Origin of the sequence: Streptomyces sp. NPDC005791 (genome assembly GCF_042871485.1) — a bacterium.
Taxonomy (GTDB): Bacteria; Actinomycetota; Actinomycetes; order Streptomycetales; family Streptomycetaceae; genus Streptomyces.
Window position 1 is genome coordinate 1 of record NZ_JBIAIP010000029.1, and the last position, 20,245, is coordinate 20,245.

At 70.2% G+C, this 20,245-nt stretch carries 18 protein-coding genes and 3 pseudogenes; 9 read left to right on the top strand and 12 right to left on the bottom strand.

Translation table 11 applies throughout. The features are described from left to right. Positions 1-98 precede the first annotated feature (98 nt). The gene (locus ACFYSH_RS32950) at positions 99-854 is read right to left on the bottom strand and encodes a hypothetical protein (RefSeq protein ID WP_359464188.1); all 756 of its coding nucleotides are present in this window, start codon (positions 852-854) and stop codon (positions 99-101) included. Positions 855-1,026: 172 nt separating this feature from the next. Here ACFYSH_RS32950 and ACFYSH_RS32955 point away from each other — a divergent pair, with 172 nt between their 5' ends. Next, positions 1,027-1,332, top strand: a complete 306-nt coding sequence (locus ACFYSH_RS32955; RefSeq protein WP_359464774.1) for a heavy-metal-associated domain-containing protein — start codon at positions 1,027-1,029, stop codon at positions 1,330-1,332. 751 nt (positions 1,333-2,083) lie between these two features. Here ACFYSH_RS32955 and ACFYSH_RS32960 read toward each other — a convergent pair. Together ACFYSH_RS32960 and ACFYSH_RS32965 are read right to left on the bottom strand one after the other, a co-directional pair. Further along, the gene (locus ACFYSH_RS32960) at positions 2,084-3,382 is read right to left on the bottom strand and encodes a citrate synthase (RefSeq protein WP_145801439.1); all 1,299 of its coding nucleotides are present in this window, start codon (positions 3,380-3,382) and stop codon (positions 2,084-2,086) included. Positions 3,383-3,579: 197 nt separating this feature from the next. After that, positions 3,580-5,811 carry an ATP-dependent RecD-like DNA helicase gene (locus ACFYSH_RS32965; protein WP_359464192.1) on the bottom strand — a complete coding sequence of 744 codons (2,232 nt, stop codon included), beginning with the start codon at positions 5,809-5,811 and terminating at the stop codon, positions 3,580-3,582. A 250-nt stretch (positions 5,812-6,061) separates the two neighbouring features. On the opposite strand from ACFYSH_RS32965, the pseudogene ACFYSH_RS32970 reads away from it, so the two are divergent. After that, positions 6,062-7,122: pseudogene (locus tag ACFYSH_RS32970) on the top strand (MarR family transcriptional regulator). Positions 7,123-7,184: 62 nt separating this feature from the next. Here ACFYSH_RS32970 and ACFYSH_RS32975 read toward each other — a convergent pair. The 4 genes from ACFYSH_RS32975 to ACFYSH_RS32990 all read right to left on the bottom strand — a co-directional run bounded on the left by ACFYSH_RS32975 (position 7,185) and on the right by ACFYSH_RS32990 (position 10,222). Then, positions 7,185-7,670 (bottom strand): hypothetical protein, encoded by a 486-nt coding sequence (locus tag ACFYSH_RS32975; protein WP_359464195.1) that lies wholly within the window; start codon positions 7,668-7,670, stop codon positions 7,185-7,187. 181 nt (positions 7,671-7,851) lie between these two features. Next, positions 7,852-8,253 carry a hypothetical protein gene (locus ACFYSH_RS32980; protein ID WP_388757402.1) on the bottom strand — a complete coding sequence of 134 codons (402 nt, stop codon included), beginning with the start codon at positions 8,251-8,253 and terminating at the stop codon, positions 7,852-7,854. 311 nt (positions 8,254-8,564) lie between these two features. Further along, positions 8,565-9,122: a hypothetical protein gene (locus tag ACFYSH_RS32985; protein ID WP_388757405.1), complete on the bottom strand. Its 558-nt coding sequence runs from the start codon at positions 9,120-9,122 to the stop codon at positions 8,565-8,567. Continuing rightward, a complete protein-coding gene (locus tag ACFYSH_RS32990; protein ID WP_359464204.1) occupies positions 9,119-10,222 on the bottom strand; it encodes an XRE family transcriptional regulator in 1,104 nt (367 codons plus the stop codon). The genes ACFYSH_RS32985 and ACFYSH_RS32990 overlap by 4 nt, the downstream gene beginning before the upstream one ends. A 108-nt stretch (positions 10,223-10,330) precedes the next feature. Between ACFYSH_RS32990 and ACFYSH_RS32995 the strand changes: the two are divergent. From ACFYSH_RS32995 to ACFYSH_RS33005, 3 genes and pseudogenes are all read left to right on the top strand, one after another. Continuing rightward, positions 10,331-10,539, top strand: a pseudogene (locus ACFYSH_RS32995) (class I SAM-dependent methyltransferase); the annotation flags it as partial. Positions 10,540-10,686: 147 nt separating this feature from the next. Continuing rightward, positions 10,687-11,241 carry a hypothetical protein gene (locus ACFYSH_RS33000; protein WP_359464207.1) on the top strand — a complete coding sequence of 185 codons (555 nt, stop codon included), beginning with the start codon at positions 10,687-10,689 and terminating at the stop codon, positions 11,239-11,241. After that, the gene (locus ACFYSH_RS33005; protein WP_388757408.1) at positions 11,238-11,804 is read left to right on the top strand and encodes a hypothetical protein; all 567 of its coding nucleotides are present in this window, start codon (positions 11,238-11,240) and stop codon (positions 11,802-11,804) included. Before ACFYSH_RS33000 ends, ACFYSH_RS33005 begins: the two co-directional genes overlap by 4 nt. A gap of 158 nt (positions 11,805-11,962) precedes the next feature. On the opposite strand, the gene ACFYSH_RS33010 is transcribed toward ACFYSH_RS33005, so the two are convergent. Both ACFYSH_RS33010 and ACFYSH_RS33015 read right to left on the bottom strand, forming a co-directional pair. Further along, the gene (locus ACFYSH_RS33010; protein WP_388757411.1) at positions 11,963-13,354 is read right to left on the bottom strand and encodes a hydrogenase expression protein HypA; all 1,392 of its coding nucleotides are present in this window, start codon (positions 13,352-13,354) and stop codon (positions 11,963-11,965) included. Positions 13,355-13,604: 250 nt separating this feature from the next. Next, positions 13,605-14,012 (bottom strand): RidA family protein, encoded by a 408-nt coding sequence (locus ACFYSH_RS33015; protein WP_359464215.1) that lies wholly within the window; start codon positions 14,010-14,012, stop codon positions 13,605-13,607. Positions 14,013-14,140: 128 nt separating this feature from the next. Between ACFYSH_RS33015 and ACFYSH_RS33020 the strand changes: the two genes are divergently transcribed. Further along, positions 14,141-14,524: a winged helix-turn-helix transcriptional regulator gene (locus tag ACFYSH_RS33020; protein ID WP_388757414.1), complete on the top strand. Its 384-nt coding sequence runs from the start codon at positions 14,141-14,143 to the stop codon at positions 14,522-14,524. 314 nt (positions 14,525-14,838) lie between these two features. On the opposite strand, the gene ACFYSH_RS33025 is transcribed toward ACFYSH_RS33020, so the two are convergent. The 3 genes from ACFYSH_RS33025 to ACFYSH_RS33035 are packed head-to-tail and all read right to left on the bottom strand — an operon-like array spanning position 14,839 to position 17,959. Next, positions 14,839-15,672 carry a sugar phosphate isomerase/epimerase family protein gene (locus ACFYSH_RS33025; RefSeq protein ID WP_388757416.1) on the bottom strand — a complete coding sequence of 278 codons (834 nt, stop codon included), beginning with the start codon at positions 15,670-15,672 and terminating at the stop codon, positions 14,839-14,841. Then, entirely contained in the window at positions 15,669-16,811 is a 1,143-nt protein-coding gene (locus ACFYSH_RS33030; RefSeq protein ID WP_359464224.1) for a dihydrodipicolinate synthase family protein, read from the bottom strand. Before ACFYSH_RS33030 ends, ACFYSH_RS33025 begins: the two co-directional genes overlap by 4 nt. Then, on the bottom strand, positions 16,808-17,959 hold the full coding sequence (locus tag ACFYSH_RS33035) for a Gfo/Idh/MocA family oxidoreductase (RefSeq protein WP_359464227.1): 1,152 nt from the start codon (positions 17,957-17,959) through the stop codon (positions 16,808-16,810). The genes ACFYSH_RS33030 and ACFYSH_RS33035 overlap by 4 nt, the downstream gene beginning before the upstream one ends. Before the next feature lie 110 nt (positions 17,960-18,069). On the opposite strand from ACFYSH_RS33035, the gene ACFYSH_RS33040 reads away from it, so the two are divergent. The 3 genes and pseudogenes from ACFYSH_RS33040 to ACFYSH_RS33050 all read left to right on the top strand — a co-directional run. Further along, positions 18,070-19,137, top strand: coding sequence for a LacI family DNA-binding transcriptional regulator (locus ACFYSH_RS33040; protein ID WP_388757419.1), 1,068 nt, complete (start codon positions 18,070-18,072; stop codon positions 19,135-19,137). Between the two features lie 59 nt (positions 19,138-19,196). Beyond that, on the top strand, positions 19,197-19,985 hold the full coding sequence (locus ACFYSH_RS33045) for a sugar phosphate isomerase/epimerase family protein (RefSeq protein WP_388757422.1): 789 nt from the start codon (positions 19,197-19,199) through the stop codon (positions 19,983-19,985). A gap of 63 nt (positions 19,986-20,048) precedes the next feature. Next, a pseudogene (locus tag ACFYSH_RS33050) lies at positions 20,049-20,229 on the top strand (LysR family transcriptional regulator); the annotation flags it as partial. Positions 20,230-20,245 lie beyond the last annotated feature (16 nt).

The following is a 20,245-nucleotide window of genomic DNA, read 5'->3' on the forward strand; positions in this document are numbered from 1 at the left end:
CCACACCGAACCCGGAAGGCCCTCACCCGTTCAAGATCCCAAGACGGTGATCACTGTCACCGCACCCAACCTCCGTGGACAGAACACCTAGGGCGACGTCATGGGACGGGCCAGGTGCCGAGTGCGCGTGCCAGACGATCACTCTGCTCCCGGGTGATGCCCTTGGCCAGGGGCATGCCACAGCGTGGGCTCATCGGTTCGTCGCAGTGAAGGATGCCGGCGAAGGGCCGCCGGCCGCCGGAAAGCGGAGAGGACGCGGCAGGCGCCCATGTGGCCGGTTCCCACAGGGGGTGGTCCATGAGCAGTGCGCGCGCGGGCTTCGCGGTCCTCCCGGCCGGGACACCCGCCTCCAGGAGGGCCTGGGCCACGGTGCCGAGGGCGTCGTCGGGCAGGTCCTGGTCTCCGAGCGCGGGCAGAAGCAGCAGCAGGCGAGCGTGCTCGGCGTGAATGCCGGGGGCCCGCTGGTCCGGAGTGCGTGCGATGTGGACGAGTTCCCGCCAGCAGAGCCCCGGGCCGGCCTGGTGACCGTCGGCGGTGGCCAGGTGGCCGTGGCGTCCCCACTCGGGGTGGGTGACGAAGTACTCCGTCCCCGGGTCGTCGGGGAAGTTACGGCCGAGGACCATGGCGCTGTGGCCGTCCGCGAAGGGGATACGGAAGACGGGCCACCGTTGCGCGTCGGTCAGGGCCTCGTGCGCGGCATCGGTGTCCGCCTCGTCGACGCCGAACCACGTGGGATCGGGATCGCCTTCCTCGGTCCGGCACATCCACAGCAGGTGAGCGGCCCAGAAGCCCGGCAGGTCCAGGAGATCATCTCCCGCCACCAGCGGGGCGTTCTCGTATCCATCGATCAGCACCGGTCGAGCATGTCAGCCACTGCGGTGCCCGACACGCCCGATGGAGTGACGACAGAATCTCATAAATACCCCCTAGGGGTATAGTGGAGTAGCGGGTGGGCGCGCCGGGCCCTCCGGCACCCACTCGCGCCACTTCCACCACACCATGCGCACCTTCGAAGAGGAGAACGTCATGACCGTCGAGAGCGACACGCCCCTGACCACCGGCTCCTGCTGCTCGTCCACCGGTTCCTGCCACGACGGGGCGGCCGACGTCCAGGTGGGCGGCGTCACCACGGTGTACGAGGTGAAGGGCATGACCTGCGGCCACTGCGAGGGCGCGGTGTCCGAGGAGATCGGGGAGATCGAGGGAGTCACCTCGGTGAAGGCCGAGGCCGCCACCGGCCGCGTGACCGTCGCCTCCGCGGCGCCGCTCACCGACGACGCCGTACGCGCCGCCGTGGACGAGGCGGGCTACGAGCTCGTGGGCCGCGCCTGAGACGCACGGTCGGCGACCAGGACGGGCACCCTCACGCTCATTCATGAAGATCCCGAGGTGACCCCTGCCGCCGACCGCGAGGCGAGGCGTACCCTGTGACCCGTCGGAAGCAACCTCTTCCGGGCACCCGGTCACCACGCGACCGCACCGCCTCTCACCGCGTTCGGGCAGTTCAGCCCCATGATCGCGGGTGCGGCAACGGCGTTCGCGCCGGTCGTCGCCGTGACCGGACGAGCCGAGATCGCGCTCCTTCACCGAATTTCCACAAAGAGACTTAGATCACACCGATTCGAGGGTAACCATCTGATGGGTTGGTGAGTCTAAGAGTGCGATGCCAAGGATGTCTTGGGGGACGTCCGATGGAGTGTCTTGGGGGACGCTCCTGGCAGGCATTGGCCGGGGCACGTCCACCGGGGAGCTTTGAGCGGCCCTCCCGTGCGCACGTACCCCGGCAGTCGCACGGCAGGACCGAACTGCATACGCACCACCAGGAGAACAACGGGAGTTTCAGGCTCCCTACAGACGCCCGGCCGGATCCCGTGGGGGGAATCCGCTCCGGGATATGGGAAACGCCCTGTTCGTCGACCCGTGGGGGGATCGACGGCGGGGCGTTTCTCGCGCCCGCAGCGATCGGAAAGCGCCCCGGAACGCCGAATCGCCCCGGACACCGCGCTCTGACTGACGAGCGCGGCACGCGGGGCGAAGGATGCCCGGCCGGAGCGGCCGGGGTTCAGCAGCGGTCCTCGGAGCCTCAGCGGCCCTCGGCCGGGACGAAGTCACGCAGGACCTCGCCGGTGTAGATCTGGCGCGGGCGGCCGATGCGCGATCCCGGCTCCTTGATCATCTCGTGCCACTGGGCGATCCAGCCGGGGAGCCGGCCGAGCGCGAACAGCACGGTGAACATCTCGGTCGGGAAGCCCATGGCGCGGTAGATCAGGCCCGTGTAGAAGTCCACGTTGGGGTAGAGGTTGCGCGAGACGAAGTACTCGTCGGAGAGCGCGTGCTCCTCCAGCTTGAGCGCGATGTCGAGCAGCTCGTCGGACTTGCCGAGCGACGACAGCACGTCATGGGCGGCGGCCTTGATGATCTTGGCGCGCGGGTCGAAGGACTTGTACACCCGGTGGCCGAAGCCCATCAGGCGGACGCCGTCCTCCTTGTTCTTCACCTTCTGGATGAAGCTGTCGACGTCGCCGCCGTTGGCCTGGATGCCCTCGAGCATCTCCAGCACCGACTGGTTGGCGCCACCGTGCAGCGGGCCCCACAGGGCCGAGATGCCGGCGGAGATCGAGGCGAACATGTTCGCCTGCGAGGAGCCGACCAGACGCACGGTGGAGGTCGAGCAGTTCTGCTCGTGATCCGCGTGCAGGATGAGCAGCTTCTCGAGCGCCGAGACGACGACCGGGTCCGGCACGTACTCCTGGGCCGGCACGGAGAAGGTCATGCGCAGGAAGTTCTCGACGTAGCCGAGGTCGTTGCGCGGGTAGACGAACGGGTGACCGATCGACTTCTTGTACGCGTACGCCGCGATCGTCGGGAGCTTGGCCAGCAGCCGGATCGTCGAGAGGTGGCGCTGCTCCTCGTCGAACGGGTTGTGGCTGTCCTGGTAGAACGTGGACAGCGCACTGACGACCGAGGACAGCATGGCCATCGGGTGGGCGTCGCGCGGGAAACCGTCGAAGAAGCGCTTGACGTCCTCGTGCAGCAGCGTGTGCTGGGTGATCTCGTTCTTGAAGGCCGACAGCTCGTCGACCTTGGGGAGGTCACCGTTGATCAGCGTGTAGGCGACCTCGAGGAACGTCGAGCTCTCCGCGAGCTGCTCGATCGGGTATCCGCGGTAGCGCAGGATGCCCTGCTCGCCGTCGAGGTAGGTGATGGCGGATTTATACGCGGCTGTGTTGCCGTATCCGCTGTCCAGCGTGACCAGGCCCGTATTGGCCCGGAGCTTCCCGATATCGAAGCCCTTGTCGCCGACGGTGCTGTCGATCACCGGGTAGGTGTACTCGTCATCGCCGTACCGCAGTACTACAGCGTTGTTGGTGTGCTCGCTCACGTCATCCCTCACCGACGTAGTGCCTCTTCTTCGAGGTGCCCTGACTGTCTCCACCCTCCCCCATTTGGCTCAGGAGAGTGCACTCGGGGTCGTCCATTGGACCTACTGGCGGCACTGAGTGCCGTCAACTTTCTCATCCTGCCCCCTTCCCCGCGGTTCCGGAAGGGCTCAGTGATGTTTCCCACCGTTTTGATCGATCATTTTTCCGGGAAGTCTTCGGCCTGGCCTCCGCGCAGCCGGAAATCCAGCGCCGTACAGCGTCTGCCTGCGGAAACGGTGCGGACCGCCTGCCCGATCGCCTTGCGCGAGCCGACCAGGACCACAAGCTTCTTGGCCCTGGTCACCGCGGTGTAGAGCAGGTTCCTCTGGAGCATCATCCAGGCGCTGGTGGTGACCGGGATGACGACCGCCGGGTACTCGCTGCCCTGCGAGCGGTGGATGGTCATCGCGTAGGCATGGGCCAGCTCGTCCAGCTCGTCGAACGCGTACGGGATCTCCTCGTCCTCGTCCGTGAGGACCGTCAGCTTCTGTTCGTCTGCGTCGAGAGCGGTGACCACACCGACGGTGCCGTTGAAGACCCCGTTCTCCCCCTTCTCGTAGTTGTTCCGGATCTGGGTCACCTTGTCCCCGACCCGGAAGACCCGGCCGCCGAACCGCTTCTCGGGCAGGTCGGGGCGGCCCGGGGTGATGGCCTGCTGAAGCAGTCCGTTGAGATGGCCGGCGCCTGCCGGGCCGCGGTGCATCGGGGCGAGCACCTGCACGTCACGGCGGGGGTTCAGGCCGAACTTGGCCGGGATGCGGCGGGCCGCGACATCCACGGCGAGCACCCCGGCGTCCTCCGTCTCGTCCTCCACGAAGAGGAAGAAGTCGTCCAGCCCCTGGGTCAGTGGCGGCACCCCGGAGTTGATGCGGTGCGCGTTGGTGACGACGCCGGACTGCTGGGCCTGCCGGAAGATGGTGGTCAGCCGGACCGCCGGGACCGGGCCGCCGTCGGCGAGCAGATCCCGCAGCACCTCCCCGGCACCGACCGAGGGCAACTGGTCCACATCGCCGACCAGCAGCAGATGGGCACCGGGTGCCACCGCCTTGACCAGCTTGTTGGCGAGGAGCAGATCGAGCATCGACGCCTCGTCGACGACGACCAGGTCGGCGTCCAGCGGCCGGTCACGGTCGTACGCCGCGTCCCCGCCCGGCTTCAGCTCCAGCAGCCGGTGCACGGTGGACGCCTCGGCCCCGGTCAGCTCCGAGAGCCGCTTCGCGGCCCGCCCGGTCGGCGCGGCCAGCACCACCTTGGCGTTCTTGGCGCGGGCCAGCTCGACCACGGAGCGGACGGTGAACGACTTCCCGCAGCCGGGACCGCCGGTGAGGACGGCGACCTTCCGGCTGAGCGCGAGCCGGACGGCCGCCTCCTGCTCGGGAGCCAGCGTCGCCCCCGTACGCCGCGCGAGCCAGGCCAGCGCCTTGTCCCAGTCGACGTCCTGGAAGGCCGGCATCCGGTCGTCCGGCGTACGCAGCAGACGCTGCACCTGCGCGGCGAGCGAGATCTCGGCCCGGTGGAAGGGGACCAGGTACACGGCGGTGACCGGCTGCCCGTCCTCGGGGCCGGGCACCTTCTCCCGTACGACGCCTTCCGGATCCTCCGCGAGCTCGGCCAGGCAGTCGATGACGAGCCCGGTGTCGACCTGGAGCAGCTTCACCCCGTCGGCGATCAGCCGCTCCTCCGGGAGGAAGCAGTGTCCTTGGTCCGTGGACTGCGACAGGGCGTACTGCAGTCCGGCCTTGACCCGTTCCGGGCTGTCGTGCGGAATCCCGACGGCCTGCGCGATGCGGTCGGCGGTGAGGAAACCGATGCCCCAGACGTCGGCGGCCAGCCGGTAGGGCTGGTTCTTCACCACGGAGATCGAGGCGTCCTCGTACTTCTTGTAGATGCGGACGGCGATGGAGGTGGAGACGCCGACGCTCTGGAGGAAGACCATCACCTCCTTGATCGCCTTCTGCTCCTCCCAGGCCGCGGCGATCATCTTCGTCCGCTTCGGCCCGAGCCCCGGCACCTCGACGAGCCGCTCGGGCTCCTGCTCGATGATGTCCAGGGTGTCGACGCCGAAGTGGGTGGTGATCCGATCGGCCATGACCGGCCCGATGCCCTTGATCAGCCCGGAGCCGAGATAGCGCCGGATGCCCTGGATGGTGGCCGGGAGGATCGTCGTGTAGTTCTCGACGGTGAACTGCCTGCCGAACTGCGGATGGGAACCCCAACGCCCCTCCATACGCAGCGACTCACCGGGCTGCGCACCGAGCAGCGACCCGACGACGGTGAGCAGATCGCCCGCCCCACGCCCCGTGTCGACGCGGGCGACCGTGTACCCGTTCTCCTCGTTGGCGTAGGTGATCCGCTCCAGGACGCCTTCGAGCACGGCGGTGTTGGACATGGAACAGACGGTATCGGGTGGGGGTGACAGTCAGGGGTGCGCCCTCGACGGGACCCACTGGTACCAGTGGTTCGACAGGAAGAGGTACGGCATGTCGATAACGGCAAGCGAAGCCAGGAAGAACCTCTTCCCGCTGATCGAGACTTTCGTGGGTGCGCGGGCGGGTCCGTTGCCCTCGACGAATCGACCCCGACACGGTGCTAGCAACACCGGCCGGGGCGGCCTCACCCAAGATCGAAGAGGCGACCTCGTGGCTACCGCCAACCTTAGTCCCGCCCCGTCCGCGCCCGCAGCCTCCCGCCCGTACGCGCGAGCTCACCCCGGCTACGGCAAGCGCACCGCCCCGGACCAACGTCCGCCCCGCGCGGATGACTTCGCGCTGCTGCCGGAGCGGGAGCGGTACGTCGCCGGGTATGTCGACCGGCTGCCCGAGGGCGGCGCCATGGACGTCAAGTCGCTGGCCAAGTCCCTGCCGCTGTACGGGCAGATGGCCGTCAGCAGCGCCCTGCGGGCCCTCGGCGTGGCGGTCATCTGCGGCGCGTCCGGTGCCAGGTCGTCGGTGAAGGCGGTCAGACCCGCTGGGTCACCCGCACCTTCTGGTCCCGCACCGCGCGCGACAGTGAGTGGTGGGACACCTGCACCCGAACCGGAACGGCCGACCCGCTGACGGTGTACCCGCTGACCGCCCCGGCTCCCCCGCCCCCCGACGGGCCCCCGGCCCCCGAGGAGCCCATGTCCCCTGCGGTCCCGACGGAGCGAGCCGAACCGGTGAAGCCTCCGCAGGCCTCCCCCGTGCCTCCCGTGCCTCCCGTGCCTCAGCAGCGCTCCGCCGCCGAGGGGTGCCCGGCCGGCCCCTCGCCCGCATACCTCGCGCTGGCCCGGCTCGGCCGCAGCGAGCCCCGCCTGGCCCTGTCAGCCGCGGACTGCGCGGTACTGGAAGGGCTGGCCGCCGCCTGGCTGGACCGGGGCGTGAGCACGGACCACCTCACCCAGGCCCTCACCGCCGGACTGCCCGCGCAACAGATCGGCTCCCCCGTCGGATTCGTACGCCGCCGCCTCACCGACAAGATCCCTCCCCATCTCCCCGCTGTGGCGCCGACGACCGCCCAGGAGAGAACCGTTCGCCGCGTCATGATGGAGTGCACCGAATGCGGTGTGCCCGGACCGCCCGAAGCCCTCCCCGACGGCCTCTGCCGCTCCTGCCGCACGCCCTCCGCCGCCACCGCACCGGCCGCCTCCGCCGAAGCATCCGCAGAGCGCGACGTCCACGCGCTCGTCGGGAGCCTCCGCAGCTTGATGCAGGCCCCCTGACCGCACCCGGTCGTGGTCCCACTCAGACACGCGAGAGGAACACCTCACGCAGGCGTGTTCGTTCAGGCCGCCCGGTCACCCGCGTGGCCGGCCTCGGGAGCGCTCCGGGACCGCCGTACGACGGCAGCCCCGCGCAACGCGACGGCGCACCAGAGGGCCACCAGCATCAGCCCGGCCGCGGCGAGGCCGGCGACTTCGAGGGGCTCCGGCCGCCAGCCCAGGGACAGGCGGGTGCCGATCATGACGACGCCGAGCACGACTTCCGAAGGGGAGTAGACCGGCACCCTGGCCGCCACGAACCGCAGGACGGTGGCCAGCCCCAGGCCGATCACGGTCCAGGCGAGCAGATAGGGCCAGAGTGCTCCCGGAGCGGCGGGCGGCAGACCGAACTCCTCCGGTCCGATCCGGAACAGGGCGCCCACCCACCCCAGCGCCACTCCGGCGGCGGTGACGGCCACGACCCACAACGCGTGGTGTCTGAACGGGCCGGACCGGACGTGCTCGTCCTCGTCATCGGGGGCGACGGGGTTCCCAGGAAGATCCATCATGCTCGGTGAGACGCGCACCGGGCGGTGATCGTTGCGTCGCCGACGGCCCCGGGACGCCACGTACCGCCCCGACGGCGGCGCCACCGCGGCCACTTGGGCCACACCTACTCGGCAGATCCTCGGGCACGGAATCCTCGTCCACGCCCGGAAGGCGGATCGCACCAGGATCTACCAGGTGCGTTCACTCCTGGTAGGAAGCCACGATCCGGTGTGCGTACCCGTCCTCCGGGCCGAGGTCATGGGCCGCTCGACCGGCTTCCTGCCTACGGTCCGTCTCGCACAGCAGCCGGACAAGGTCGTAGAGAGCGCTCACGTCACCCGCTTCGGCACGGGCACGCAGTGCTGTGTCCCTTCCCTGTTCGCGGAGGCCCCTGTTGAGCCTGCGACGGGCATGGAGATCGGTGAGCGCCAGCGCCGTGAGCTCCGTGAGCCGTTGCGCGCGGAACAGCAGGTCCATGTGCCACAGGTGGCTGTCGTGCTCGTCGGAGTCCCCGTAACACGTGGCGTGGGCGCTGACCAAGGCGATGGCCGTGTCCCAGTCCCTCAGTTCTTCCGCTGCTTCGGCCCGCTCCGTCCACCTCACGGAGTCAGTGTCGCAGTACGGGACGCGCCGCCCTCATTGCTCGCGCACGACGTGGCAGACACACCGGAGCTCCGGCCAACCCCACGGGCGTCGGTAACACTCCGTATGACCGTTCGGGTAGGGCAACCGAGCGTTTTTCGATCAGCATGCCCCGCAATGCGTGACCGGATCAGAGAACACGCCACACAGGCCGGACTCGACGTCCCCACAGCCCTGATGGCACGGCGATCTCGCATCCTTGGGCCTGTCGGCGCGGACCGTCTCCTCAGCCGCCGTCACCACGCGCCATGCCCAACGTTTCGGCCCTCACGTCACAGAAGGCTGTTCTCCTTGGCCCAGCTGATGAATTGACCTCGAGGACAGGGATACCGGGCGCCGGTGTCGATCATCGCGTCCACCGGATTCGTTGCCACGTACGGCGTGGTGTGACCGTCACTGACAGACTCGGCCACGATGCGCAGCGAGCCACGGACATCGAGTCCCGCCTTGCGTCCGATGCGTCGGGCATCGCCGTCATCGATGACTGCCGTGGCGTTGTGCACCTCGGCCCAGGCGAGGACGGTGGCTTCCCCGTGATTGGACTTCGCGCCGGAGACGCGGTTCATCCAGTCGACGAGAGCTTCGAGTTCGGTCAGGTCGTCGACGTGCACGATCTCCAGCCACTCCGTACCGATCAGCGGCAGTTGGAAGTAGCTGATTTCGCTGATGACAGCCTGCGTGGTGACGTTTCTGCGCGTACTGCCATCGCGCTTCCGGGCGATGTCACCCAGGATTTCGATCTTCCCGGCTTTGATCGCATGGAGGAGCGGGGATGTGTCCCAGACGAGCAGCGAAGCGGGTAACCCTGTGTACTGGGGATCGGAGGTCATGGCAGGCTCTCCCCGAGCGTCCGACCAGGAAGTTCCTTTTCCGTCAGCGCGCCGTACAGCAGATCCACCGTCCGAGGCGCAGTGACCGCGCCTTCGGACCATGCGGTGAGAACCGCCTGCCGCCATTGCGTACCGGTCGTTCCCACCTCCAGATCAGGCGTCGGCTGGCTCCCGTACGTTGCCAGGAAGTCGCCCCGCACCGGAGTGTCCGCCTTCTGTCGTCTGGCCTCCTCCGGAGTAAGCAGTCCCAGGCGACGCGCCCTGTTGACGACGGCGCTCCAGGACACCCGGTATGAGGCCGCGACGCCGATCATGATCGCCCTGGGTGTCCTGTCGCGCCCATCGTCCGGCCAGAGGCGCCGCATGTCCGCTTCAGGCATCAGAAATTCTTCGACGAACCGGTCGATGAGCTGTTCTCGCTCATCCCGCGCAGCCGCTACACCGGCGTCACTGTGGTACTCGTCCTGCATGAGGTGGTGCCCGAGCTCGTGCGCCGCTGTCCAGCGGCGCCTGCCTGGTGGCACTTGACCACTGATGACGGCCACTCCGAAGCCCTTGAGTAGAAGCGATGCCCCTTCGGCGATTTCGTCGACCGCCGTCAGATACAGGCCGAGGCGCTCCAGGACGTCAGCCAGTGGCCCCAAGGGGCCTGACGCGTGCCCTACGGCTGTCCGCGCGGCGGCCGCGAGTGCGACGGGGTCGACGGCGCCAGCCGTGCGCCGCAGACGAGGATCAGGCATCGGCGGCAGGAGGTAACCGTGATCGGTCAGCCACTGGGCGTGGCGGGCGTGCTCCTCCAGGCGGGCGTCCAGTCGGTACCGCGCACGGGAGGCCTCGTTCGCGCTCTCCTCCAGTGCGCTGCGGCGCGACACAAGCGATGCGGGTGGACGAGAGACCAGGTGCGCGAGGGGTACGCCCAAGGCCTCGGCCAAGCGGAAGAGTTCAAGAGCCGTGATGCGCCGGCCCCCCGCCTCTGTGCGTACCAGGGCCGTGCGGTCCAGCCCCACCTGAGAGGCGAGTTCCCCCTGGCTCAGACCTGAGGCATGGCGCGCTTCAGCGATCCGCTCGCCCACTTCCGCCCAGCTCTGCGCAGCATCCATGTGTGTGATTTTTGCACACCCCCCGGAGGGGTGCCATCGGTCCGCGCCGAACGCCGCATCTCCGTCTGCACGTCGCACAGGGACACGGCCCGGCGGGCGGATCGCTCCGGGACGGCCCTCGATCTGGGCTGCGGGCCGGGGCGTCTTGCGCTCGCCGGGCGCGGCTGCGCAGAGACGCGGTCGCCCCGTCGCCCGGAGCCGTTGCCTGGGCCGGGGAGCGTGCCCGGGAGTCGGGTGCGGACGTCCGGTTCCACTGCGCGGACGTCTCCGCCGAGTACGCGCTGGCCGGACCGTACGACCTCCTGGTTCGCGGCGGGGTACATGGGGGCGGTGCTGTTCCGCGAGCGTGCCGCCGCCGGTCCCGGGCGGTGACCTCGGCCGCCTTCCGAGCACCCTCCTGACGGATGACGCCCCGTCAACCGCGTCCGCTTCGACTGTCGGTGCCCGGACATAGGGTCATCGACATGAGTGCAATGACAGGCTGGACGGACCACGCCTTCCCCGGCCACGAGGTGAACCTCGTCTTCGCCCGGGGGATGGCCAACGGCACCCTCGCCGAGCGGTTGCGCGGTGGGCTCCGCGAGCCCCTCGCCGACGGCGAAGCGGGCGGATGGGCCTGGGCCGTACACGACATGATGAACGTCGAGTCCGACGGCTACGACCTGGTCGATTACAACGGCATCTGCCGGGACGGCGGAGAGATCGTCGTCTTCGTGACCGAGCCGTGCAGCGGGAAGGCGCACGGCCCTGACTTCTCGTACTTCCGTGACGGCCGCACGATCCTCCACTTCAGCTTCGAGGACGTGGGAGCCCGGGTGGGCGAGAACCCGGACTACCTCTCCGCCGAGCTGCTGGCCGCGAACCTGATAGGACCCGGCTCCTTCTGCGCGGAGGAGGAGACCGACGACCACGACTGCTTCGATCACGACAGCGACAAGGAGGACCGTGTCGTGCGGACGATCGCCGACTACTTCCAGTTGCCCTCTCCCCCGCTGTCGACGGAGGTGGCGGCCCAGTGATCCAGCTCGCCCCCCACACGTACGCCACCTTCTGCAAGGGCATGAGCCTGCCCACGCTGTCCACCGTCTTCGCGGAGGCCGGGCATCCCGTGACCGCCGGTGGCCGGTCGGCCGGCTGGACCTGGGTGACGCATGACGCGCGCTCGGAACCGCCGTCGGAATCGGACGGGTTCTCCGTCAGCGATCTGGCGTCCTACGTCACCGGCTTCCGCTACGAGGACCGAGCGGACCTCGCCGAGCCGCTGGAAACCGTGTTCCTGGCGTCCACGCCCGCCTGCGCGTGCGAGCACGGGCAGAACTACATGGTCCCGCACTGTGAAGCCCATCCGTTCCAGTTCGTCCACAGCCGCGGGGGGTTCCAGGAGACGTACTTCAACCTGGGCGACCGCCGCGAGTCACGGCGGATGGGAGACCTGTTGGTGCGCGAGCTGCTCGATGCCGGGATCGTCGGCCGGGACACACCGGCGTACGAAACCGACCCCGGTTTCAACGCCGGCGGAAGGCTCACGCTCCGGATCATCGCCGACCACTTCGGGCTGCCCTCGCCACCGCTGCTCGTGTGAGCCGGATCCCGTCCGCAGGCTTCACCACGGACCAGCAGGGTGCGCGGCGGCGCGCTCCTGGCGGTCGCTCCGGCGTGGCCCGCGTCCTCCGCGGCCGGACTCGGCGAGCCCCCCGGTGACGACCAGGGGGCTCCTCCTCGCGGGCCGGCGTTCGGTGGTCACACCGTGAGCTTCACAGCCTCGAACCAGCTCTCGTTGTCGGTGGTGCCGACGAACATGTAGTCGGGACGGCTGTTCTTGCAGTACTGCGGGCCCCAGCCGCCGCCGCGCAACCTCGCCGTGTGGCAGACGCCGCCCTTGCCGACGTTCATGGCGAAGCCCGTCATGAACGGGGCGCCCGGCTTCGAACTGCCTATGTAGTTGTCCTTGCCGTCTGCGACGATCGCCGTCCAGCTCGGGGACCACTTGGCATTGCCGCTCGTCGAACCCTGGTCGTGCAGCAGGGCGTTGGCGGAGGAGCCGCCGACGTTCCACACCGCGATGTTGAGGGCCGTGATCTTCTTGCCCTGGCCGGCCGTCCCGGCCATCGTCCCGTCGCACACCGGTGCCTGCCAGCCGCTCCCGGACAGGAAGGCCCGGTAGCAGATGTGCCGCCCCTCGGGGTCGGCCTGGGCGAGGCTGCTCAACGCGCCGGCAGCCGTGTTCGGTGGTGCCTTCGCCGTCACCGTGGCCGCGGGCTTGCGCTCAGGCGTGACCGGCGGCGGCACCGCCACCGGCTTGAGGGCCGGCGACTCGGACGGCTTCTCCTTCACCTTCACCGGCTCCTTCTCCTTCTCCTTGCTCGGAGACACGGAAGGGCTCGGCGACTTGCTGGTGTACGTCTCCGGGTGCTCGGAGCGTTCGGTGCCCAGGACCGTGCCTGCCACGTTCTGCGTACGGTCCTTCTCGGGCTTGGGATCGTCCTGGCCCGCCACGAGGAACGGTACGGAGACCAGGATCGCACCGATGACCGCCGCCGCGGCCAGTATCGATTTCTTCGGCCGGCTGCTGAACGCTTCGCTGGCCGTGCGCGTACCCGCGCCCGCGCTGCCGCTGACCGCCGCCGCCGCGACCGCGGCGCCCGGCTGCCCGTCGACGGTACCGGTGGCCGCGTGCGCAGCGGCCGGGCCGGAGGCGGACGCCTCCGAAGCCGCCTTGGTCTCCTCGGCGTCGGCCGGTGCCGGAGCGGGCACCTCCGCCGCCGACGGCTCCGGGGCGCCGACGCCCGACGTGGTATCGGTGCCGGAAGGAGTGGCGGTGGTACCCGCCGGCTTCGCGGTCCGTGTCCGGGCGTCCGCACCCTCGAGAGCCTCGCTCTCGGAGCCCCCGCTCTCCGGGCTCTCGCTCGTCGGACCCTGCGCGCCGGCGTCCGGGTCGGCCGCCGTGGACGACGTGTCCTTGCGGCCGACCGTGCCGCCCGGCCCCAGGGCGTCACCGGGGTCCCCGGCCGCCCCCTGCGTCGGCACCGCCCGGCGGGCCGAATCCGGCGAGCTCCCGGAGGCACCGGAGGCACCGGAGGACGTGCCCGAACTCGGTGGTACGCGTCTGGAAGGATCATGCTCACGTGCCATGCAATTTCCTTACTCATATGGGGTCCGGCGTCGTGCCGCGTTCCGCACCCACGCACGACCGGACCTCAGTCTCCCCGGCCGACGGATGAGCGAAGTCCCGGGCGGAGCAAGCATATTGGCAGGCAGTGAGGGCTGACACGCCTGAACGGTTCAGGCCCGGGGCGACGGGAGCGTCCACCACCCGGCGCGGCGGCTGAGGGGAGTTGGTGGAGCGCACCTTCGCCCCGGCAGGGGGCGGGCCCCGGCCGGCTCAGTCGATGACCGCCGTGACCTCGATCTCGACCAGGTGCTCCGGGATGTCCAGGGCGGCGACGCCCAGCATCGTGGCCGGCGGTGCCGACGTGGTCCCCAGCCGTGCGGCCCCCCGGGAGATTCCCTCCAGGAGCAGGGGCATCTTGTCGGGGGTCCAGTCGACGACGTGGACGTTCAGCTTCGCCACGTCGTCGAAGGAGGCACCGACACCCTTCAGCGCGGTGGCGACGTTGACGTAGCACTGCTCCACCTGGGCCGCGAGATCGCCTTCGCCGACCGTGACGCCGTCGGCGTCCCAGGCAACCTGTCCGGCGACGAAGACCAGCTTGGAACCGGTCGAGACCGAGACCTGCCGGTAGACATCGATCTCCGGGAGTCCCGTGGGGTTGGTCATGGTGATGGCCATGCTGTCCTCCTCCTTGCCGCGCGGCCCCGGCCGGGGCCGCGCGTGCTCTCTTGTGGTTACTGGAGAACCGTAGGAGAGTGAGCGCTGACGTGGAAGAACGCACTTTTCAGTGACAGGGGAACCAGAAGGTGACCAAGCAGTTCAGCGGCTCCCCCGAGGAACAGGCCGACCTGAGGCGCGCGGATTCGCTCGCGCGGGAGATCTTCTCGGACGTCGCCAACAAGTGGGCCCTGTTGATCATCGAGGCCCTGGGCGAGGGAACTCTGCGCTTCAGCGAGCTGCGGAGCGCGGTCGAGGGGATCAGCCACAAGATGCTCACCCAGAACCTGCGCATGCTGGAGCGCAACGGTCTCGTCGAGCGGACGGTGTATCCCACGGTCCCGCCGAGGGTCGAGTACACCCTGACCGGACCGGGCCAGGGGCTGCGGAAGACGGTCGACGTGATGTGCGAGTGGACCCACCGGAACATCGGGCACATCGAGGCGGCCCGGAGCGGTTTCGACGGCGACTGAGGTCACGGACGGGCGCGCCGACGGGTTCCGAGGACACTCTGCCCCGAAACCCGGCCACCCGCCGCTCGGGGAAACGTCGGACCCGGAGGTGACGCAGCCGCCGGCGGCCTCGCTCCGCCGCGCCGCGGACGTGTCAGGAAAGCGGAATGGGGCCCGGCCCACAGGCCGGACCCCCCTCGCTCTCCCCCCCCCGTCGGGCTTCCCGATCCCCCCGGACCCCTCCCCGGAAGTCCCGACGCTGAGTACGACCGGGGAAGGTACGGAAAGGTTGCACGCCTTGACGATCTCTTTACCTTTGCGTGGCGGACCGGCTCTCAGCAGGCATGTTCCAGGTACCGGGCGGCGACTTCGGCGATCACTTCGGCGCCGTCACGTGCCCAGAGGCCCTCGTTGAAGATCTCCACCTCGATCGGCCCGTCGAAGCCGGTCGCCTCGACCTGACGGCGCATCGTACGGAAGTCCACGCTCCCGTCGCCGAGTTGCCCCCGGCCCACCAGAACGCCGGCCGGAAGCGGAGTGATCCAGTCGGCCAGCTGGAAGGAGTGGATCCGGCCGGCCGCACCCGCCCGTGCGATCTGCGTGGGCACCTGGTCGTCCCACCAGATGTGGTAGGCGTCCACGACCACCCCGACCCGCTCGGCGGGGAAGCGCTCGGCGAGGTCCAGGGCCTGCGACAGGGTGGAGACGACACAGCGGTCCGACGCGAACATCGGGTGCAACGGCTCGATCGCGAGGCGGATGCCGCGCTCGGCGGCGTACGGGGCGAGTTCGGCCAGCGCGTCGGCGATGCGCTCCCGGGCGGCGTACAGGTCCTTCTCGCCGTCGGGCAGTCCGCCGGAGACCAGGACCAGGGTGTCCGTGCCGACCCCGGCCGCCTCGTCGACCGCCGCACGGTTGTCGTCCAGCGCACGGGCGCGTTCGGCGGGGTCGGTCGCGGTGAGGAAACCGCCGCGGCAGAGGCTGGTGACGGTGAGGCCGGCGTCCTTCATCAGCTGCCCCGCGCGTTCGACGCCGTACTCCTGCACCGGAGCGCGCCACAGGCCGACCTTGCCGATGCCCGCCTTGGCGCAGCCCTCGACGAGCTCCGGCAGCGAGAGCTGCCGGACCGTCTCCTGGTTGATGGACAGGCGGGACAGATCGGGGCTCATCGGCTTCCTCCGTGGACGGTCAGCAGGGCACGCATCCGGGCCTCGGCCAGCTCAGGATCCGGGAACAGGCCGAGCCCGTCCGCCAGTTCGTACGCCTTCGCCAGGTGCGGCAGCGACCGGGCGGACTGCAGTCCGCCGACCATCGTGAAGTGCTCCTGGTGGCCCGCCAGCCAGGCGAGGAGGACGACGCCCGTCTTGTAGAAGCGGGTCGGGGCCTCGAACAGATGGCGCGACAGCTCGACCGTGGGGTCCAGGAGGGCCCGGAAGCCCTCGACGTCCCCGGTGTCCAGGACCCGCACCGCATGGGCGGCCAGCGGGCCCAGCGGATCGAAGATGCCGAGTAGGGCGTGGCTGAAGCCCCGGTCGTCGCCCGCGATCAGCTCGGGGTAGTTGAAGTCGTCGCCGGTGTAGCAGCGCACCCCGCTGGGAAGACGGCGGCGTACGTCGATCTCGCGCTCGGCGTCCAGGAGCGAGATCTTGATGCCATCGACCTTGTCCGGGTGCTCCGCGATGACCTTCAGGAAGGTGTCCGTGGCGGCGTCGAGGTCCGAGCTGCCCCAGTAGCCCTCCAGGGCCGGGTCGAACATGGGGCCGAGCCAGTGCAGGACGACCGGCTCCGTGGCCTGGCGCAGGAGATGGGCGTACAGCTCCAGGTAGTCCTCGGGGCCGTTCGCCGCGGCGGCCAGCGCGCGGGAGGCCATGAGGATGGCCTGCGCGCCGCTCTCCTCGACCAGGGCGAGCTGCTCCTCGTACGCGGCGCGCACCTCGGGCAGCGTGGCCGGACCGGTGAGCTGGTCGGTGCCGACTCCGCAGGCGATCGCGCCGCCCACGGACTTCGCCTCGGCGGCCGAGCGGCGGATCAGCTCCGCCGCTCCGGCCCAGTCCAGGCCCATGCCGCGCTGTGCGGTGTCCATGGCCTCGGCGACACCCAGGCCGTGCGACCAGAGGTGACGGCGGAAGGCGAGGGTGGCGTCCCAGTCGACGGCGACGGGATCGTCGGGGCTGATGTCGGCGTACGGGTCGGCGACGACGTGGGCGGCGGAGAAGACCGTCCGGGAGGCGAGCGCCGCCCCGGACGGTGCCAGGTCGAGCGGGGTGGCGCGGGGTTCGTACGGCCCCTGCGGGAGGTGGATGGTCACAGGCTCAGCTCCGGTACGTCGAAGCGGCGGCCCTCGGCCGAGGACTTGAGGCCGAGCTCGGCGAGCTGGACGCCGCGGGCGCCGGCCATCAGGTCCCAGGTGTAGGGCTCGTCGAGGACGATGTGGCGGAGGAACAGCTCCCACTGGGCCTTGAAGCCGTTGTCGAACTCGGTGTTGTCGGGGACTTCCTGCCACTGGTCGCGGAACGGCTCGGTGACCGGGAGGTCGGGGTTCCAGACCGGCTTGGGGGTCGCCGAACGGTGCTGGACACGGCAGTTACGCAGGCCCGCGACGGCGGAGCCATGGGTGCCGTCGACCTGGAACTCGACGAGCTCGTCGCGGTTGACGCGCACGGCCCAGGAGGAGTTGATCTGGGCGACGGCGCCGCCCGCCAGCTGGAAGGTGCCGTACGCGGCGTCGTCGGCGGTGGCGGCGTAGGGCTTGCCCTGCTCGTCCCAGCGCTGAGGGATGTGGGTCTGCACGTGCGCGGAGACGCTGGTGACCTGGCCGAACAGCTCGTGCAGGACGTACTCCCAGTGCGGGAACATGTCGACGACGATGCCACCGCCGTCCTCCGCGCGGTAGTTCCAGGAGGGGCGCTGGGCGTCCTGCCAGTCACCCTCGAAGACCCAGTAGCCGAACTCGCCGCGCACGGAGAGGATCTCGCCGAAGAAACCGCCGTCGATGAGGCGCTTCAGCTTGAGGAGGCCCGGGAGGAAGATCTTGTCCTGGACGACACCGTGCTTGATGCCGGCGTCGCGGGCGAGGCGGGCCAGCTCGAGCGCTCCCTCGACGTCGGTGGCGGTGGGCTTCTCGGTGTAGATGTGCTTGCCCGCGGCGATCGCCTTCTTGATCGCCTCGACGCGGGCCGAGGTGACCTGGGCATCGAAGTAGATGTCGATCGACTCGTCGGCGAGCACCGCGTCCAGGTCGGTCGACCACTCGGTGAGGCCGTGCTTGGCGGCGAGCGCCTCGAGCGCGTGGGCGCGGCGGCCGACGAGCACGGGTTCCGGCCACAGCACGTCGCCGTCACCGAGGTCGAGGCCGCCCTGCTCGCGGATCGCGAGGATCGAGCGCACCAGGTGCTGCCGGTACCCCATGCGTCCCGTGACGCCGTTCATGGCGATGCGCACTGTCCTGCGTGTCACGAAAGTTCCTCCATACAGCCGTAGCAAGCGCTTTCTATGCGGTATGACGCTAGCCTGCCGACAGCGGCCCGGACAAGGGGGGCCGCTCCACAACTCCTCGGAGGAGAGCGATGACAGTCACCCTGGCGGACGTGGCGGCCCGCGCCCGGGTGTCCCCGGCCACCGTGTCCCGTGTCCTGAACGGCAACTACCCGGTGGCCTCGTCCACCCGGGAGCGGGTCCTGCGCGCGGTGGACGATCTGGACTACGTGCTGAACGGCCCGGCCAGCTCGCTCGCCGCCGCCACGTCCGACCTGGTGGGCATCCTGGTCAACGACATCGCCGACCCGTTCTTCGGCATCATGGCCGGAGCGGCGCAGAGCGAGATCGGTGGCCCGGGCGACGGATCAGGCCGTGCGGGCGGCGAGAAACTCGCCGTCGTCTGCAACACCGGCGGCTCCCCCGAGCGCGAACTCACCTATCTCACCCTGCTCCAGCGCCAGCGCGCCGCGGCGGTCGTCCTCACCGGCGGCGCGCTGGAGGACCCGGCCCACCAGGCCGCCATGGCCGTGAAACTGGCCAGACTCGCGGACGCCGGCACCCGGATCGTCTTCTGCGGCCGGCCACCGCTGCCCGACACCGACGCGGTGACCGCCGCGCTGACCTTCGACAACCGGGGCGGTGCCAGACGCCTCACCGAGCATCTGATCGCCCTGGGACACCGCCGGATCGGCTACGTCGCCGGCCCCCTGGAACGCACCACGACCCGGCACCGGCTGGAGGGCCACCGGGAGGCCATGAAGGCGGCGGGGCTGTACGGGGACGAGGAGAGCGTCACCGTGCACGGCCCGTACGACCGGAGCTCCGGCTACGACGCCACACTCGAACTCCTGCGCCGCGAGCCCGGTGTGACGGCCGTGGCCGCCGCCAACGACACGGTGGCACTGGGTGCCTGCGCGGCCGTACGGGACCTCGGGCTCCGCATCCCCGAGGACGTCTCGGTGGCGGGTTTCGACGACCTGCCGTTCTCGGTGGACGCCGTCCCTGCCCTGACGACCGTACGGCTCCCGCTGTTCGAGGCGGGGGCGCGGGCCGGCCGGCTGGCGATGGACAAGGAGACACCTCCGCCTGGGGGCACGGCGACCATCGCCGCGGAGCTCATGGAACGGGGTTCGACGGCGCCGCCACGGGTGGGGTGAGGTATTCCCGCCGCGATCACGGGTACCGGTCAGACCGCGCCGACGAAAGGACACAGACCGTGAAGCTCGCTTTCTCGACCCTCGGAGTCCCGGGGATGCCCGTGGCGGACGTGGTGCGGCTCGCCGCCGGGACCGGCTACCAGGGGGTGGAGCTGCGCGCCCATCCCGAGGAGCCGGTCCACCCTGGCCTCACGTCGACCGAACGGGCCGCCGTGGTGGAGGAGTTCAAGCGGGGCGGGGTGGAGATCCTGACCGTCGCCGGATATGTGCGGGTCGCCGCCGAGGGTGAGGACGAGCCGGTGCTCGCCGAGCTCGCCCGGCTGGTGGAGCTGGCCCGCGACCTGGGCGCGGCCTACGTCCGGGTGTTCCCCGGCGGCGGGGACCAGGACCCGGCGGAGGCCGACGCGATCGCCGCGCGGCGGCTGGGGGCCGCCGCCCCGCACGCCGCTGATCACGGCGTACGGATCCTTCTGGAGACCCACGACTCGCACCGCGCGGGGGCCGATGTGGCCCGCGTGGTCGGAACCGTCGGGCACGGGCAGATCGGCGCGATCTGGGACGTCATGCACACCTGGCTGGCCGGCGAGGAACCCGCGGCCAGCCATGCGGTGCTGGCACCGCACCTGGGATACGTACAGGTGAAGGACATCGCCTCCGCCGAGGACACCACGCCCCTGCCCCTCGGCGCGGGCACCCTGCCGCTGAAGGCCTGCCTGGACACCCTGGACCCGGACGACTGGGTCTGCTGGGAGTACGAGAAGCGCTGGTACGCCGAAGCCGCCGACCTGCCGGAACTGCTGGCGGCGGGCCGGGAGCACCTGCTGCGCCTCGGCGCGCCGAAGCAGTAGCCCCGGCCCGCCGGTCCGGGTCGGCCCTCGCTTCCTGGGCTCCCGGCGAGGAAGCGGCAGCACGGGCTGGGCGTGGCGATGGTCCCCCGGCCGGGCCGGGGGCCGCTGCCGCCGGCGTGGTCGCGGTGCGGCTGGACCCGTACCGGTACGGCGGCTGTACGCGCCGTGGCGTACGGAGGCGGCGCGGCGGCCCGCGATCATCGCCGCGGTGTCGGTGCTGCGCGGGCACGGCGCGGCGGCCGGCCCCTCCTGCCGGCCCG